Raw genomic sequence first — 15,976 nt, 5'->3', positions numbered from 1 at the left:
GTCTCACTCCGTGGGGTGAATTTCGGGATCGGTTCGCTGACAAGGCGCAACGTATCTGCCGGTGCGGCAGTCAGTTGTTGCGAAGACGGAGCACTCTCGGGGAGCGCATATGCACATCAGGGGCGACCACGTCGAGCTGGTCGTCGGGGGCCGCCTCGACGTCCGCAGCGCGGCGGACGCCCGTACGGTCCTGCACACGGCCGTCGACGACGGAGTCGGCGACCTCGTGCTCGACCTGACCGGCCTCGACTCCTGGGACGCGACCGGACTCGGCGTCATCATGGGCGCCCACCGGAGGGCCGGCCGCTGCGGCCGGCGCCTCGTCCTGCGCGGGGTGCCGCCCCAGATGCAGCGGCTCCTCGTCGCCACCAGGCTCCACCGCATCCTCGCCATCGAGGGCGGCCTCGCCCTGGAGTCCCTGCCCCGCGTCTGACCCCCGGGTGCCCGCCGCGTGTGAAGCAGCTGTGTGAACCAGGCGTCACGCTCAATCCTCACAAGACCGTGACGTCTTGGTCTCGGGGGCACCCCGACTGTTCCCGAGCGCCTGAGCACGGTCTAGGGTTCGGTCGCCCGCACCTTGACGGACCCGCCCGCACACCGGACGGACCCACCGGCGGGCACCGGACACCGCTGCTTGGGAGCTTGGACCATGGACCCGATCAACCCTGGGTCGGAGGAGTACGGTCACGACACCGAGGGCGAGGAGGCCCGCCAGGGCCGGGGCGTGCCCGCGCCGGCGCCCGCACGCGCCCGCGTCGTCCGGCTCGTCTCCGGCGAGCTGCTCCTCACCGTCAACCCCGTCGACGGCAGCGAGATCGAACCCTGCCCGCCCGGGCAGGAACCGCCCGCCCCCCGCCCCCGCACCGCCGAGGAGCGCGCCGAGGCCGCCCGCGCCGCCGCCCCGCCCGTCCCGCCGGGCCCCGCCGCCCCCGAGCTGCCCCTCCTCGAACGCCAGGAGGAGCGCGAGCGGCTCACCGGCACCCTCGGCCGCGGCCGCTCCGCCCGCCTCGTCGGCGCCCCCGGCTCCGGCCGCACCGCCCTCCTCGACGCCGTCGCCGCCGACTGCGCCGGCCTCGCACCCGACGGCGTCGTCCGCCTCTCCGGCCACCACCGCACGCCCACCGAACTTCTCCACGAGCTCTTCACAGCCGTCCGGTACGCCCCCGACCAGCGCCCCGACCGGGCCGCCCTCCTCGACCGGCTCCGCGACGTCGGCGCGGTCGTCGTCGTCGACGACCTGGAGTTCGGCGGCGCCGCCCTCGACGAGGTCCTCGCCGCCGCCCCCGAGTGCGCCTTCCTCCTCGCCGCGGGCCCCGACACCCCCGCCCCCTCTGCCGACGCCCACATCGAGGAGGTCCTCCTCGCCGGCCTCGGCCGTGCCGCCGCCCTCGAGCTCCTGGAGAGCGCCGTCGGCCGCGGCCTCACCGAGGAGGAGGCCAACTGGGCCGGCGACCTGTGGTTCGAGTCCGAGGGCCTCCCGCTCCGCTTCGTCCAGGCCGGCGCCCTGCTCCGGCAGCGCGACAGGCTGCGCGTCACCCCCGCCGAGTTCGACGCCTTCGGCGCCCTCGAAGAGGCCTTCGGGCCCGCCGACCCCGCCGCCGCGGCAGCGGCTGCGGCCGCGGCCTTCGACGGCATCGACGACCCCGACGTCGAACTGCGCGAGATACCGCTGCCGAGCCTCGGCGAGGGCGCCGCCCCCGCCGCGCTCCTCGCCTCCCGGCTCAGCCGCTCCGCCCAGGCCGCCCTGCGCTTCGCCGTCGCCCTCGGCGGCGAGGTCCCGCACCAGGCCCACCTCCCGGCCCTCGTCGGCGACACCCACGCCGACGCCGCCCTCGGCGAGCTCAGAGCCTGCGGACTGCTCTCCCCGGTCGGCCCCCGCTACCGGCTCGCCGCCGGAGTCCTCACCCAGCTCCTCGCCCACGGCTACGAGCACGAGGCCGCCGACCGCGCCCACACCATCGCCCAGCACTACGCCTGGTGGGCCGCCCACCCCTCCGTCACCCCCGAGCGCGCCGCCGCCGAGGCCGACGCCCTGCTCGCCGCCCTCACCGCGCTGATCCCCGGCACCGGGGAGCCCGCCGCCGAGCACCGGGCCACCGCCGTCCTCCTCGCCCGCGCCGCCGCGCCCGCCTTCGCCGCCGGACTCCACTGGGGCGCCTGGGAACGCGCCCTGCGCGCCGGACAGGAAGCCGCCCGCCTCACCGGCGAGGTCGCCGAGGAGGCCTACTTCCACCACGAGCTCGGCGTCCTCGCGATCTGCGCCGGGAACCTGGAGCGCGCCCGCGCCGAGCTGGAGGCCTCCATCGCCATGCGCGGCGTGCTCGCCGACAAGCGCGGCACCGTCGCCGGCCGCCGGGCGCTCGCCCTCGTCGCCGACCTCTCCGGCGACCACGCCGCCCCCGCCGTGGAGCCCGTCTCCCCGCCGCGCGGCACCCCGGCCCTGCGCGGCCCCGCCGCCCGGCCCGCCCTCACGAAGCCGGAGCCCGTCACGGCCCCGCTGCCGGGCGGAGCCCTCCGTACCCCGGCGAAGGCGACGGTCCCGGCGTTCCCCGACTTCGCCGACGACGCCCCGACGGTCCTCACCCAGCCCGACACCGGCCGTGGCTCCGGTCTCAAGGGCGGCATCCTCGACGGCGCCCGCCGCAACCTCGTCGCCGTCGGCGCGGGCGCGCTCCTCGTCGCCGTCCTCGGCACCGTCGTGACCCTCGGCCTCACCTCGGGCGACGGCGAGCCCCCCGCCACCGACCACGTCACCTCCGACAGCACCGCGAGCGAGAGCGGCACCGACGACGGCCTCGACGGCGAGGAGCCGCCGGCCGACGGCGAGACCGCCCCCGCCGAGACGGGCCGGGCGACCCACTCGGACTCCCCGAGCCCCTCGGGCTCCGGGAGCGCGTCGACGTCCGCCTCGACGAACCCGTCCGACTCGGCCTCGCCGTCGTCCTCGGACAGCCCGACGGCGACGACGTCGCCCACGAGGACCGGGGCGCCGACGAGCCCGACGACGTCCCCGACCCCGACGAGGCCGCGCCCGACCACCACGCCGCCGAGGGCGACGACCACGCCGCCGCAGCCGCCGACGACCACCCCCGCGCCCACGACGCCGACCACCACGCCCCCGACGACGACGACCGCCCCGCCCGCGACCGGAGAGACCACCACCCTCGGTGCCCCCTCCGCCTCCGAGACGTCCACCGCCTCGTCGACGCCCGCCTGACCCCGTACGGGAAACGACGACGGCCCCGGGCGCGCTCAGCGCACCCGGGGCCGTCGCCCGGAAAGACGGGCCTCAGAACAGCCGCAGCTTGTCGTCCTCGATGCCGCGCAGCGCGTCGTAGTCGAGGACCACGCAGCCGATCCCGCGGTCCGTCGCCAGGACCCGGGCCTGCGGCTTGATCTCCTGGGCCGCGAAGACGCCCTTCACCGGCGCCAGGTGCGGGTCGCGGTTGAGGAGCTCCAGGTAGCGGGTCAGCTGCTCGACGCCGTCGATCTCGCCGCGCCGCTTGATCTCCACCGCGACCGTCCCGCCGTCGGCGTCCCGGCACAGGATGTCCACGGGGCCGATCGCCGTCGGGTACTCGCGGCGGATCAGCGTGTAGCCCTCGCCGAGGGTCTCGATGCGGTCGGCGAGCAGCTCCTGCAGGTGCGCCTCGACGCCGTCCTTGATGAGGCCCGGGTCGACGCCCAGCTCGTGCGAGGAGTCGTGGAGGATCTCCTCCATCGTGATGATCAGTTTCTCGCCCGCTTTGTTGATCACGGTCCAGATGCCCGCCTCACCGGCTTTACCCTCGGCGCCTTCCTTGAGTGTGCACGGCGGGGACATCCAGTTGAGCGGTTTGTACGCCCGGTCGTCCGCGTGGATCGAGACGCTGCCGTCTGCCTTGACGAGGATCAGACGGGGAGCTGAGGGCAGGTGGGCCGTGAGCCGGCCCGCGTAGTCCACGGAACAACGGGCAATGACGAGACGCATGGTCCGCAACGCTACAAGAGAGACGCTCTTCCGCGCGATTCGGGCATCGCCGCGGCGCCCTCCGGGGGCCGTCGTGAGCCGAACACCCGTCGGTTATCAGCCGGTTGTGTGCCCATTCTTCTGGTGCGGCCCGGACTGCGCGCTTACCGTGGAAGCTGGAGGTCGTCGTGCGTGCACGCTGCGTGGCGTACGGCCGGCCTTCGTCCCTGGCCGCAAGACCCCGTCCGCGGGGTCGCGAGAGGAGAACCCATGTCGCTCGACGTCTCACCGGCTCTGTTGGAACAGGCCGAGCGAGGCGAGGTCGACGAAGCCGACTTCGTCGACTGCGTCCGGACCTCCCTGCCCTACGCATGGGAGATGATCAGTTCTCTGGTGGCACAGCTGAAGGTCGACGGCGGAGAGTTCGCCGACAACCAGACGCCGCCGCCGAATGAGCAGGCACGTGGTCAGCTGCTGCGCGCGCTCGCGAGCGATGCCATTCGTGGTGCGCTGCAGCGGCACTTCGGGGTGCGTCTCGCCTTCCAGAACTGCCACCGCGTGGCGGTCTTCCCGCTCGACCCGTCGGTGGACGAGCGGCTCGCCCGTTTCACGTCGGTACGGGGGCAGCTGCTGAACCAGTCTCCGGAACTGCGCGACTGCTGAGACATGGTGCTGCCGCTCCGCGCCGCGGGAGAAAGCGATCGATGCGGGCCGACGCGCATCGGCGCCGGCAGGCGCGGGAGCGGCAGCACGGTCCCGGAGGCCGTGAGGCCTCTCACACCCGTCACGCCCGTCACGCCCGTCACACCAGGAGCGGCAGGACCTCCGCGCCGAGCCGCCGGACGTTCTCCTCGGTCGCCGCGAGGTCGCCCGAGCCCTCCGCGAGCAGGGCGAAGCGCGTGATGCCCGTACGCTCCGCGGTCGCCGCGAGCCGGTCCGCCGCGCGCCGGGGCGTGCCCACCGGGTGCAGCCCGCACAGCAGCTCCGTGTACGCCACGGGGTCCCGCATCGCACGGTGCCGACCGTCCACCGTCACATGCGCGTCGAGGCCCTGCTTCAGCCAGCCCGGCATCGCCTTGACCAGAGCCTCCGTCGCGTCCGCGCCCCGGTCCGCGAGCTGGGCCACGCCCGCCGAGACGTGGCCGGCGCCGATCCGCGCGATCTCGTCCGGGTCCCGCCCGGCCTCCCGGGCGCAGCGCGCCCAGGCCGCGACCATCTCGGCCTTGTCCTCGTCGCCGCAGTGCATGCCGAGCAGCATGGGCAGTCCGCGCTCCGCCGCGAGCCGCACGCTCTTCGGCGAGGTGCAGGCCACCACGACCTCGGGGGCGGCCTCGCCGCCGATCAGCTCGTCGGGGCGGGGCACCACGGGCACCTCGCGGAAGGAGAACCGCTCACCGTCGGCGCCGACGCGCGGCTCGGTGAGCCAGCGGAGCAGCAGGTCGAGCGATTCGGGGAAGCCCTTCTCGTACGCCGCGAGACCCGCGCCGAAGACCTCCAGGTCCACCCAGGGGCCGCCGCGGCCCACGCCGAGGGTGAAGCGGCCGCCGGAGGTGAGGTGCAGCAGCGCCGCCTGCTCGCCGAGGGCGACCGGGTGGACGGACGGCAGCACGCTCACCGCCGTGCCGACCCGGAGCCGCCGGGTGCGGCCGAGGAGCAGGGCGGCCAGGGTGACGGCCGAGGGGCAGACCCCGTACGGCACGAAGTGGTGCTCGGCGAGCCAGACGGAGTCGAGCCCCGCCTCCTCCGCCACCTCGGCGGTCCGCACCGCCCGGTGCAGTGCCTCCCCCTGGCCCTGGCCCGGGAACTGGGCTGCCAGAACGAACGTACCCACGCGCATCGCCTTCTGCCTCCTTGCGGCCGACGCGTATCTCCCCTCGCACAGGCACCAACGTCTGACACGTGCCAAAGGCAACGGCCGTTCATGAAGTTCTTGCGATTTTCGGCTAAGCCGCTTCGGGCGGGGCCCGGGGCACCGCGTGGCGGCCCGTAGGCTGGAGAGAACGGTCCGTGTTCCCAGGCCCCGTGTGCCCAGACCCCGTGAGGTGTGCCCGTGTCCCCGCGTCACAACCGCTCCCGAGGCGGCGAGAAGCCCGCGCAGCAGGGCGACCACGGAGACAGGTACGGCGGTGTGCAGCGCACCGAGACCTGGCAGGGAGAGGAGTGGTACGTCCGGCTGGTCGCCGGCGCGAGCGCCCCGGGCAAGCGCTACCGCTGCCCGGGCTGCGACCAGGAGATCCCGTCCGGCGCCCCGCACGTCGTCGCCTGGCCCGAGTGGGGCGGGGTGGACGACCGCCGTCACTGGCACAAGGCCTGCTGGAACGCGAAGGACCGCCGCACCAGCAGGGTGCAGCGCTCCCGCAACGCCCCCCGCTACTGACGCTCCCGCGCGCAGTTCCTCCATCGATTCTGCCTGGTTCTTCACGGGTGCCCCGGCAGATCATCGAGCCGAACGATCGGCGACAGGAACCGGCAGTGACGCCGCAGGCGAGGGACGACGAGGTCCGGGCCGGCGAAGCGCGTCATTCGCAGCACTTACGGAGCGCCCGTGACGAAAGCTCAGCCCTACGACATCGACTCGGTGCGGGCGTACTTCCCCGCACTCAAGGCCGGGTCCGCCCACTTCGACGGCCCGGGCGGCACCCAGATACCGCAGCCCGTGATCGACGCGATGGTCGACGCCATGTCGGACCCGCTGTGCAACCGCGGCGGCAACACCGCCGGGGAGCGCAACGCGGAGGCCATCGTCCTGGACGCCCGCCGCGCCCTCGCCGACTTCCTCGGCGCAGACCCGCGCGGTGTCGTCTTCGGCCGCAGTTCCACCCAGCTCCTCTACGACCACGCCCGCACGCTCGCCAAGACCTGGCGCCCGGGCGACGAGGTGGTCGTCAGCCGCCTCGACCACGAGGCCAACATCCGCTCCTGGGTCAACGCGGCGGCCGCCGTCGGCGCCACCGTCCGCTGGGCCGACTTCGACCCGGCGACCGGTGAGCTGACCCCCGAGCACATCGGCGCGGTGCTCTCCGAGCGGACCCGTCTGGTCGCCGTCACCGCCGCCTCCAACCTGATCGGCACCCGGCCCGACGTGCCCGCGATCTCCCGCCTGGTCCGCCGGACCGGCGCGCTGCTCCACGTCGACGCGGCGCAGCTGAGCTCCCACGGCCGGGTCGACCTCGCCGCCTTCGGCGCGGACTCCGTCAGCGCCTCCGCCTACAAGTTCCTCGGACCCCACCTCGGCGTCCTCGCCGCGCGGCCCGAGCTCCTGGAGGCGCTCAGCCCCGACAAGCTGCTCGCCTCCACGGACACCGTCCCCGAGCGCTTCGAGCTGGGCATCCTGCCGTACGGAGTCCTCGCGGGCGCCCGTGCCACGGTCGATTTCTGGGCCGGGCTCTCCGGACTGCCCGCGAGCGCCGCCGGCCGGCGCGAGCGGCTCGACGCCGCGCTCGCCGCGGTGGAGGCGTACGAGGAGCAGCTGCGGGTGCGTCTCGAGCGCGGGCTCGCCGAGCTGGACGGGGTCACGGTGCACTCGCGGGCCGCGCGCCGGACCCCGACCCTGCTGATCGGCGTCGCCGGGCGGCACCCCGTCGAGGTCCACCGGCACCTCGCCGCCCGGGGCGTCGACACCGGTGTCGGCACCTTCTACTCGGCGGACGCCGCTCGGCACCTCGGGCTCGGTGAGGAGGGCGGTGTCCGCGTGGGGCTCGCGCCCTACACCTCGGAAGAGGACGTGGAGCGGCTCCTGGAGGGCCTCGCCACGCTCCCGGCCGTGCACTCCGGCGCGGACCGCGGGCTCGTCGGCCACCACTGACCGCCGGACGGCGGGCCGGATGTGCCGGCCCCGCACGTGAAGAAACGGAAACAACAATATGAACGACATCCGGCTCGACGACGTCTGGATTCGCCAATTTCCGCCCGCGGGCACGGGCGGCGTACCGCTGGTCTGCTTTCCGCACGCCGGTGGGTCCGCTAGTTATTTCCGGCCCTTCTCGAATGTCCTGAAGAATCGCCTTCGAGTCCTCTCGGTGCAGTATCCGGGAAGGCAGGACAGGATTCAGCATCCGCTCATCACATCGATTTCCGAATTCGCCGACGCCTCGTACGCGGCACTCGAACCGCTGCTGAAGGAACCCGTGGCGTTCCTGGGGCACAGCATGGGCGCGGCCATCGCCTTCGAGGTGGCCCACCGCATGCGCGAGCGCCTCGGCACCGCCCCGGTGACCCTCTACGTCTCCGGGCGGCGGGCGCCCTCCAAGGACCGGGAGAGCCGCATCCACCTCCTCGACGACGAGGGGCTCGTCGAGGTGCTGCGCAGCCAGAGCGGCACCGACACGCGGATCCTCGGCGACAAGGACGTCCTGAAGATGATCCTCCCGCCGCTGCGCGCCGACTACACGGCCATCGAGACCTGGCGGTACGACCCCGCCGAGCCCTTGCTGGACTGCCCGGTCGTCGCCCTCACCGGCGTGGACGACGAGACCGTCACCACCGAGGAGGCGCAGGCCTGGGGCGAGCACACCACCGGGCCCTTCGCCCTGGAGACCTTCCAGGGCGGCCACTTCTACCTCGCCGACCAGTTCGAGCTGGTGGCCGAGACCGTGCTCAGGACGCTGCCGGCGCGCTAGCGGGCGCGCACGGAACGCCGATGGGGCGTGCGGGAGGACCAGGTCCTCCCGCACGCCCCATCGGGCTGCCCGCGGTGCGCGGCCGGTCCGGGGCCGCCGGGCGGACGCGGAAAGCCGGGGCGGCGGGGGATCAGCCCTCGACGGGCTTGGGCTCCAGGCCCAGGCCGTCACCGCCCGTGCGCATGTCCTCGATCACCCGGTGGAAGTGGGCGATGATGCACTCGCGCTTGCTCAGGATGTTCGTCTTGTACGCCGAGGAGTGCGTGGTGGCGGCGACGTCGATCCACTCGTCGATGTCCTGCTGCACGACCGCCTTGTAGATCTCCCAGAAGAAGTCGACCTGGCGCTGGTACTCCGGGTCGTCGCCCTCCTCCATCTCGTACTGGAGCTCCCAGGCCTCGAAGCGGGTCTTGGTCACGCTCAGCGGGACCGCCCGGAAGACCTGGGTGTGCAGGGCCTGGCAGTTGGCGACGGCGGTGGGGAAGAGCAGGTAGTTGCAGATGGCGTAGCGGGTGTGGTCCAGCGTCTCCATGAGGTCGTCGAGGACGCCGAGGAACGGGACGAAGTACATGCCGTTGCGCCCGTACACATGCATCGTCGAGTGCTTGGCGTCCTGGGCCTCCTTGCCGCCCATGCCGTGCAGCGCCTGCGCGTGGTAGTACTCGCTGAACGCGTCGACGGCCACCTTCCAGTTGACGTCGACCTCCCACTCGACCTTCTCGACGAGCTTCATGTCCTCCATGCGGAAGGCGGCGAGGTCGTCCCGGACCTCGGGGGCGATCCAGTCCTTCAGCGGACCGGCCACGCCCGGGCCGGCGAGGACGGCCCACACCCAGCCGCCCCACTCGTCGACGTCGACGGCGGGCGAGCAGAGGCCGGCCAGCGCCTTCGGGTCGAAGTCGGGACGGTCCGGGACGCCCTTGACCTTGCCCTCGGTGTCGTACGCCCAGTTGTGCCACTTGCAGGTGAAGCGGCGGGCGTTCTTGCCGCTCTCGGCGACGATGCGGGCGCCGCGGTGCGCGCAGACGTTGTGGAAGCCGTCGAGGCCGCCGTCCTCGCGGCGGGTGATGACGATGCTCTCGCCGTGGCCCTCCCAGACGTGGTGGTCGCCGGGCTCGGCTATCTGCTCCGAGCGGCAGATGATCTGCCAGCTGCGGTTGAGGACGTTGATCCGCTCCTGTTCGTAGCGCTCCGGGTCGCGGTAGACGTCCGCGTCGAGCGTCGTCGGCCCGATGTCGGGAACGCCGGGGACGTCGGGCCCGAAGCGCAGGGGCAGATTTCCTCGAGTGGGCTGGAATACCACGGTCGACCTCCGTCGGGTCAGTGCGATGTCCGGGTCTTTTTCCGCGTCACGAGAAGGACGGGAATCTGTCTGGAGGCAGCACGCGGCAGGGTCACGCGAATTTCCCCCGGCGGTCAGGCTAACCATCTTTTTCCGAATAACTCAAGCCGCTCCGTCGGACCGGTGAAAAAGGGGACACAACGGACTCGGGCGGTTCATCGGAATTTCGAATACGAGGTTTCGCCGCCGGTTCTGCCTGTTCTGCCGGCGCCCGAGTACCGAGGCTTACAGGTATTGACGAGCCGTGTGACGGTCGGGGGACGGGGTAGTGGTGGGTACAGAGGACAAGCTTCGCGGCTATCTCAAGCGCGTCACCGCGGAGCTCCTGGAGACGCGTGAGCGGCTCGCCGCCGCCGAGACCGCCGAGCCGATCGCGATCGTCGGCATGGCCTGCCGCTTCCCGGGCGGGATCCGCACCCCCGAGGACCTGTGGCAGCTGCTGACGGACGGCGGCAGCGTCGTCTCCGGCACCCCCGAGGACCGCAACTGGGACCTCGACGAGCTGACCGTGACCAACGCCGACGGCAGCGCCACCGTGCGGACCTTCGGGGCCTTCCTCGACGACGCCACCGAGTTCGACGCCGACTTCTTCGGGATCTCGCCCCGCGAGGCCGTCGCCATGGACCCGCAGCACCGGCTCCTCCTGGAGACCGCGTGGGAGGCCCTGGAGCGGGCGGGCATCCCCGCCGACTCCCTGCACGGCAGCCGTACCGGCGCCTACATGGGCATCATCAGCGGCGACTACGCCGCCCACCTCACCGCGTCCGGCACCGCGGGACTCGACGGCTACTTCATCAACGGCGCCGGAGCCGCCTTCGCCTCCGGCCGCATCGCCTACACCCTCGGACTCCAGGGCCCCGCCGTCACCATCGACACCGCCTGCTCGTCCGCGCTCGTCGCCCTCCACGACGCCGTCCGGGCGCTGCGCGGCGGCGAGTGCGCCACCGCCCTGGTGGGCGGCGCGGCCGTCGTGTCGACGTCGGCGATGCTCGTCGAGTTCGGCCGCCAGGGCGGCCTCGCCCCCGACGGCCGGTGCAAGCCCTTCGGCGCGGCCGCCGACGGCACCGCCTTCTCCGAGGGCGTCGGCGTGCTCGTCCTGGAACGCCTCTCCGACGCCCGGCGCGCCGGGCACGAGGTGCTGGCCGTCGTGCGCGGCAGCGCCGTCAACCAGGACGGCGCCTCCAACGGCCTGACCGCCCCCAACGGCGCCGCCCAGGAACAGGTCATCCGGCAGGCCCTCGAGGACGCCCGGCTCACCGCCGACCAGGTCGACGCCGTCGAGGCGCACGGCACCGGAACCGTCCTCGGCGACCCCATCGAGGGGCAGGCGCTGCTCGCCACCTACGGCGCCCACCGCCCCGACGGACGACCGCTGCTCCTCGGCTCGGTGAAGTCCAACATCGGCCACACCCAGGCCGCCTCCGGCCTCGCCGGCACCATCAAGACCGTCCTCGCCCTCCGGCACGGCGTCCTGCCGGCCAGCCTCGGGATCGACGAGCCGACGCCGCACGTCGACTGGGCCGCCGGCGGCCTGCGCCTCCTGACCGAGCGGACCGACTGGCCCGGGACCGGGGAACCGCGCCGGGCCGGCGTCTCCTCCTTCAGCCTCAGCGGCACCAACGCCCACGTCATCCTCGAAGAGGCACCGGCCGCCACGGCCGCCGGCGGCGACGGGGCAGCAACTCCGACGGCCACCGCGGCCGGCAACCGGGAAGCGGCACCGGCCACCACCGCGCCCGCCGCCGGCGGGCGGCCCGCGCCGCTCGCCGCCGCGTCCGCGCCCGCGATCCCGTGGGTCCTGTCCGCCAAGTCCCCGGCCGCCCTGCGCGCCCAGGCCGCCGGACTCCTCGCCCGCCTCGACGCCGAACCCGCCCTGCGGGACGGCGACATCGCGCTCACCCTCGCCACCGGCCGCTCCGCCCTCAAGCACCGCGCCGTCGCCGTCGGCACCCGCCGCGAGGAGCTGACCGCCTCGCTCGCCGCCCTCGCCGCGGGCGAGACCTCGCCGCGACTCGCCCAGGGCACGGCACCCGCCGAGCCCCGCACCGGCGCCGTCTTCGTCTTCCCCGGCCAGGGCCCGCAGTGGGCCGGCATGGGCGCCGGACTCATGGAGAGCTCGCCCGTGTTCGCCGCCCGGGTCCAGGAGTGCCTCGACGAGTTCGACCGCCACCTCGACTGGTCGCTCGCCGACGTGCTGCGCGGAGCGCCCGGTGCCCGCGCCCTCGACGAGGACGAGGTCGTCCAGCCCGCCCTGTTCACGATGATGGTCGGCCTCGCGGCCCTGTGGGAGTCCTGCGGCGTCCGGCCCACCGCCGTCGTCGGCCACAGCCAGGGCGAGATCGCCGCGGCTTGCGTCGCCGGGGCGATCTCCCTGCCCGACGCCGTACGGATCGTCGCCCGCCGCAACCGGCCCATCCGCGCCGCGATCACCGGCCGCGGCGGCATGGCCTCGCTGCCCCGCCCGGTCGCCGAGGTCGAGGAGCTCCTGAGCCGCTGGGACGGACGGCTCACCGTCGCCGCCGTCAACGGCCCCTCGGCCACCGCCGTCTCCGGCGACCTGGACGCCCTCCGGGAACTCCTCGCCCACTGTGCGGCCGAGGGCATCACCGCCCACCGCATCCCCATCGACTACGCTTCCCACTCCGCCCACATCGACCTGGTCGAGCAGGAACTCCTCGACACCATCGGCACGTTCGAGACCCGCGAACTGCGCACGCCGTTCTACTCGACCGTCACCGGCGGCCCCGTCGACGGCCACACGCTCGACACCGCCTACTGGTTCGAGAACCTCCGCCGTCCGGTCGACTTCGCCGGCGCCGTCCGCGCCCTCCTCGCCGACGGCCACCGCGCGTTCGTCGAGTGCGGCGCCCACCCGGTCCTCACCTACGGCCTGGAGGAGCTCGTCCACGAGGCCGGGGCCGACGCGGCCGTCGTCCCCACCCTCCGCCGCGGCCAGGGCGGAGCGGACCGCTTCCTCACCTCCCTCGGCCTGCTCCACGCCGGAGGCGTCCGCGTCGACTGGCCCGCGCTCCTCGCCGGCGGCGACGCCCGGACCGTGCCCCTGCCCACGTACGCCTTCCAGCGCAAGCGCTTCTGGCTCGACGAACCGGTCCGCGCGGCGGGCGACGTCCGTGCCGCCGGACTGCGCGCCACCGGGCACCCGCTGCTCGGTGCCGCCGTCGACCTCGCCGGTCCCGCCGCGGAGGGCGGCGCCGTCCTCCACTCCGGACGCCTCGCCCTCGACACCCACCCGTGGCTCGCCGACCACACCGTCGCCGAGACGCCGCTCCTGCCCGGCACCGCCACCGTCGAACTCGCCGCGCGCCTCGCCGCCGAGTCGGGCCCGGCCGGCGTGGAGGAACTCACCCTGCACGCCCCGGTGCCCGTTCCCGACGAGGGCGCGATCGACCTCCAGGCGGCGGTCGGCGCCCCCGACGACTCGGGGCGCCGCTCCTTCGCCCTGTACTCGCGCCCCGAGGACGCCGAGCCGGGAGCACCCTGGACCCTGCACGCCGAGGGCGCCCTCGCCCCCGAGGCCCCGGGCACGCCCGCCCTGCCGACGGGCGGCGCCTGGGAGGTGCTGCGCGGAGCCTGGCCCCCGCCCGGCGCCACCCCCGTCGCCCTCGACGGGCTCTACGACCGGCTGGCCGGACTCGGCATCGCGTACGGCCCCGCCTTCCGCGGCCTGCGCGCCCTGTGGCGGCGCGGCGACGAACTCCTCGCCGAGGTCGCCCCCGAGAACGGGACCCTCGCGGACGCCGCCGGGCACGGCCCGCACCCCGCCCTGCTCGACGCCGCCCTGCACGCCGTCCTCGCCGACCGGTTCGGCGAGGAGCCGGACGCCGCACCGCTCCTCGTGCCCTTCGCCTGGCACGGCGTCACCAGCCACACCACCGGCGCCACCGCCCTGCGGGTCGCCCTCGGCCGGGACGGCGACGACGTCACCCTGAAGGCCGCCGACACCGCCGGCACCCCCGTCGTCTCCGTCGACCGGCTCACCGTCCGCCCCATGACCGCCGATCAGCTGCGGGCCTCCGGCGCCCCGCACCGCGACGCGCTCTTCCGGCTCGACCTGACGGCCGTCCCGTCGCCGGGCGAGAGGCCGGACGCCGGCGCCTGCGTACTGCTCGGCGACGCGCCCGCCGACCCCGCGAGCCCCCTCGCACGACTGCCCCGGCACGCCGACCCGGCCGCGCTCGCCGGCACGGCGGGGACCGGCGCCCCGCTGCCGAGGCTCGCCCTGGTCCCGCTCTCCCGCCTCCTTCCGGACCTGCGGACCTCCGCCGACCCGGCCGACGCGATCCGCACCGCCCTCACCCGAGCGCTCCGGCTCGTCCAGGACTGGGTCGCCGACGACCGGCTCGCCGACACCCGCCTCGTCCTCGTCACCCCCGACGAGGACACCGAGGACGGCTCCGGGACGCTCGCCGGAGCGGCCGGCGCCGCGGTCCGCGGCCTCGTCCGGTCCGCGCAGGCCGAGCACCCCGGACGGTTCGTCCTCGTGAGCGCCGCCGACCCGGAGACCGTGTCCGTCGACGCACTCGCCGCGGCCGTCGCGACCGGCGAACCGGACACGCTGCTGCGCTCCGGCGCGATCCTCGCCCCGCGTCTGGCCCGGGTCCCCGCTGCCTCCGCACCGGCCACCGGACCCGCGCCCCTCACCGGGGCCGGCACGGACCCCGGCACCGTGCTCGTCACGGGCGGACTCGGCACCCTCGGCGGCCTGGTCGCCCGGCACCTCGTCACCGCACGGGGCGTGCGCCGCCTGCTCCTCGTCGGCCGCCGGGGCCTCGACACCCCCGGTGCCGACGCCCTCGTCGCCGAGCTGACCGCGCTCGGCGCGCACGTCACCGTCGCCGCCCGCGACGTGTCCGACCGCGCCGAGGTCGCCGCGCTGCTCGACTCCGTACCCGCCGCCCACCCGCTCACCGCCGTCGTGCACACCGCCGGCGTCGTCGACGACGGCGTCGTCACCGCGCTCGACCCCGAGCGGCTCGACCGGGTGCTGCGCCCCAAGCTGGACGCGGCCGTCCACCTCGACGAGCTCACCCGCGAGACGGACCTTTCGGCCTTCGTCCTGTTCTCCTCCCTGTCGGGCGTCCTCGGCCGGGCCGGACAGGCCAACTACGCGGCCGCCAACGCCTTCCTCGACGGGCTCGCCCGCCGGCGCCACCGGCTCGGCCTCCCGGCCACCGCCCTCGCCTGGGGCCTGTGGGCCGAGGCCAGCGACATCACGGGAGACCTCGACGAGGCCGGCCTGCGCCGGCTCGCCGCCCCCGGCATCGCCGCCATGACCGCCGACGAGGCGCTCGCGCTCCTCGACGCCGCCCTCGACGCGGCCCGCGCCCACGACCTTCCCGCACTCGTCCCCGCCCGGCTCGACCTGCCCGCCCTGCGGGCCCACACGGGCCCCGGCGAGGTGCCGCCCGTGCTGCGGGCGCTCCTCGGCACCGGCCGCCGCGCCGCGCGGGGCCCCGAGACCACGGCGAGCACCGCCGACGGACCCGACGCGCTGCGCGCCGAGCTCGCGGCGCTCTCCGAGGCGGACCGGCTCGACCGGCTCACCGAGCTGGTCCGCGCCCGGGCCGCGGCCGTCCTCGGACACGAGGGCGGGGACGGCGACGCGGTCGACCCCGACCGCGCCTTCAAGGAGCTGGGCTTCGACTCGCTGACGGCCGTCGAACTGCGCAACCAGCTGGGCGCGGCCACCGGCGTGCGCCTCCCGGCCACGCTGGTCTTCGACCACCCGACCCCGGCGGCGCTCGCCGAGTTCCTCCGTACCCGACTCGCCGAGGATCAGGCCGGCCCGTCGCCCGTCGCCGGCGGCCCGATCCACGCGGCACTCGACCATCTGAGCACGACGGTGTCGGCCACGACGCTGGACGACGCCACGCGCGACCAGCTCGTCGCCCGCCTCAGGGAACTGACGCGTGCCTGGGCCCGGACCTCCGAGCCCGACACCGGGTCCCTCGAGTCCGCAACCGCGGACGAGATCTTCAGCCTGCTGGACGAACAGTTCGGGAGCGCGTGACGGTGCCCGGATCCGCCAGGCCGTACGACACACCA

Annotated in this window: 10 protein-coding genes; 7 read left to right on the top strand and 3 right to left on the bottom strand. The window is 74.7% G+C overall.

Translation table 11 applies throughout. The annotated features are described in order from the left end of the window. Positions 1-109 precede the first annotated feature (109 nt). Entirely contained in the window at positions 110-433 is a 324-nt protein-coding gene (locus ACFYX3_RS00075) for an STAS domain-containing protein (protein WP_041131268.1), read from the top strand. A 216-nt stretch (positions 434-649) separates the two neighbouring features. After that, on the top strand, positions 650-3,217 hold the full coding sequence (locus tag ACFYX3_RS00070) for an ATP-binding protein (RefSeq protein ID WP_389006497.1): 2,568 nt from the start codon (positions 650-652) through the stop codon (positions 3,215-3,217). A 72-nt stretch (positions 3,218-3,289) separates the two neighbouring features. Here the strand turns inward: ACFYX3_RS00070 and nucS are convergent, their stop codons facing one another. After that, positions 3,290-3,970 carry an endonuclease NucS gene (nucS, locus tag ACFYX3_RS00065; protein WP_389006494.1) on the bottom strand — a complete coding sequence of 227 codons (681 nt, stop codon included), beginning with the start codon at positions 3,968-3,970 and terminating at the stop codon, positions 3,290-3,292. Between the two features lie 249 nt (positions 3,971-4,219). Here nucS and ACFYX3_RS00060 point away from each other — a divergent pair, with 249 nt between their 5' ends. Continuing rightward, on the top strand, positions 4,220-4,612 hold the full coding sequence (locus ACFYX3_RS00060) for an SCO5389 family protein (protein WP_015036224.1): 393 nt from the start codon (positions 4,220-4,222) through the stop codon (positions 4,610-4,612). 139 nt (positions 4,613-4,751) lie between these two features. Here ACFYX3_RS00060 and ACFYX3_RS00055 read toward each other — a convergent pair whose 3' ends face one another. Beyond that, the gene (locus tag ACFYX3_RS00055; protein WP_389006491.1) at positions 4,752-5,786 is read right to left on the bottom strand and encodes an LLM class flavin-dependent oxidoreductase; all 1,035 of its coding nucleotides are present in this window, start codon (positions 5,784-5,786) and stop codon (positions 4,752-4,754) included. A 213-nt stretch (positions 5,787-5,999) separates the two neighbouring features. On the opposite strand from ACFYX3_RS00055, the gene ACFYX3_RS00050 reads away from it, so the two are divergent. From ACFYX3_RS00050 to ACFYX3_RS00040, 3 genes are all read left to right on the top strand, one after another. Next, complete coding sequence (locus ACFYX3_RS00050; RefSeq protein WP_352028407.1) at positions 6,000-6,326, top strand: ATP/GTP-binding protein; 327 nt, start codon at positions 6,000-6,002, stop codon at positions 6,324-6,326. A gap of 168 nt (positions 6,327-6,494) precedes the next feature. Next, complete coding sequence (locus tag ACFYX3_RS00045) at positions 6,495-7,754, top strand: cysteine desulfurase-like protein (protein WP_389006487.1); 1,260 nt, start codon at positions 6,495-6,497, stop codon at positions 7,752-7,754. A gap of 58 nt (positions 7,755-7,812) precedes the next feature. Further along, entirely contained in the window at positions 7,813-8,568 is a 756-nt protein-coding gene (locus ACFYX3_RS00040) for a thioesterase II family protein (RefSeq protein ID WP_376589596.1), read from the top strand. A 130-nt stretch (positions 8,569-8,698) separates the two neighbouring features. On the opposite strand, the gene ACFYX3_RS00035 is transcribed toward ACFYX3_RS00040, so the two are convergent. Beyond that, positions 8,699-9,871: an SRPBCC family protein gene (locus tag ACFYX3_RS00035; protein WP_181924503.1), complete on the bottom strand. Its 1,173-nt coding sequence runs from the start codon at positions 9,869-9,871 to the stop codon at positions 8,699-8,701. Positions 9,872-10,178: 307 nt separating this feature from the next. Here ACFYX3_RS00035 and ACFYX3_RS00030 point away from each other — a divergent pair, with 307 nt between their 5' ends. Continuing rightward, positions 10,179-15,941: a type I polyketide synthase gene (locus tag ACFYX3_RS00030; RefSeq protein ID WP_389006482.1), complete on the top strand. Its 5,763-nt coding sequence runs from the start codon at positions 10,179-10,181 to the stop codon at positions 15,939-15,941. The last annotated feature ends 35 nt before the right edge of the window (positions 15,942-15,976 follow it).

Source organism: Streptomyces sp. NPDC002463 (assembly GCF_042889835.1).
GTDB lineage: Bacteria > Actinomycetota > Actinomycetes > Streptomycetales > Streptomycetaceae > Streptomyces > Streptomyces nymphaeiformis.
The sequence above is the reverse complement of the archived record's forward strand: the minus strand, read 5'-3'. Positions and strand labels throughout refer to the sequence as shown.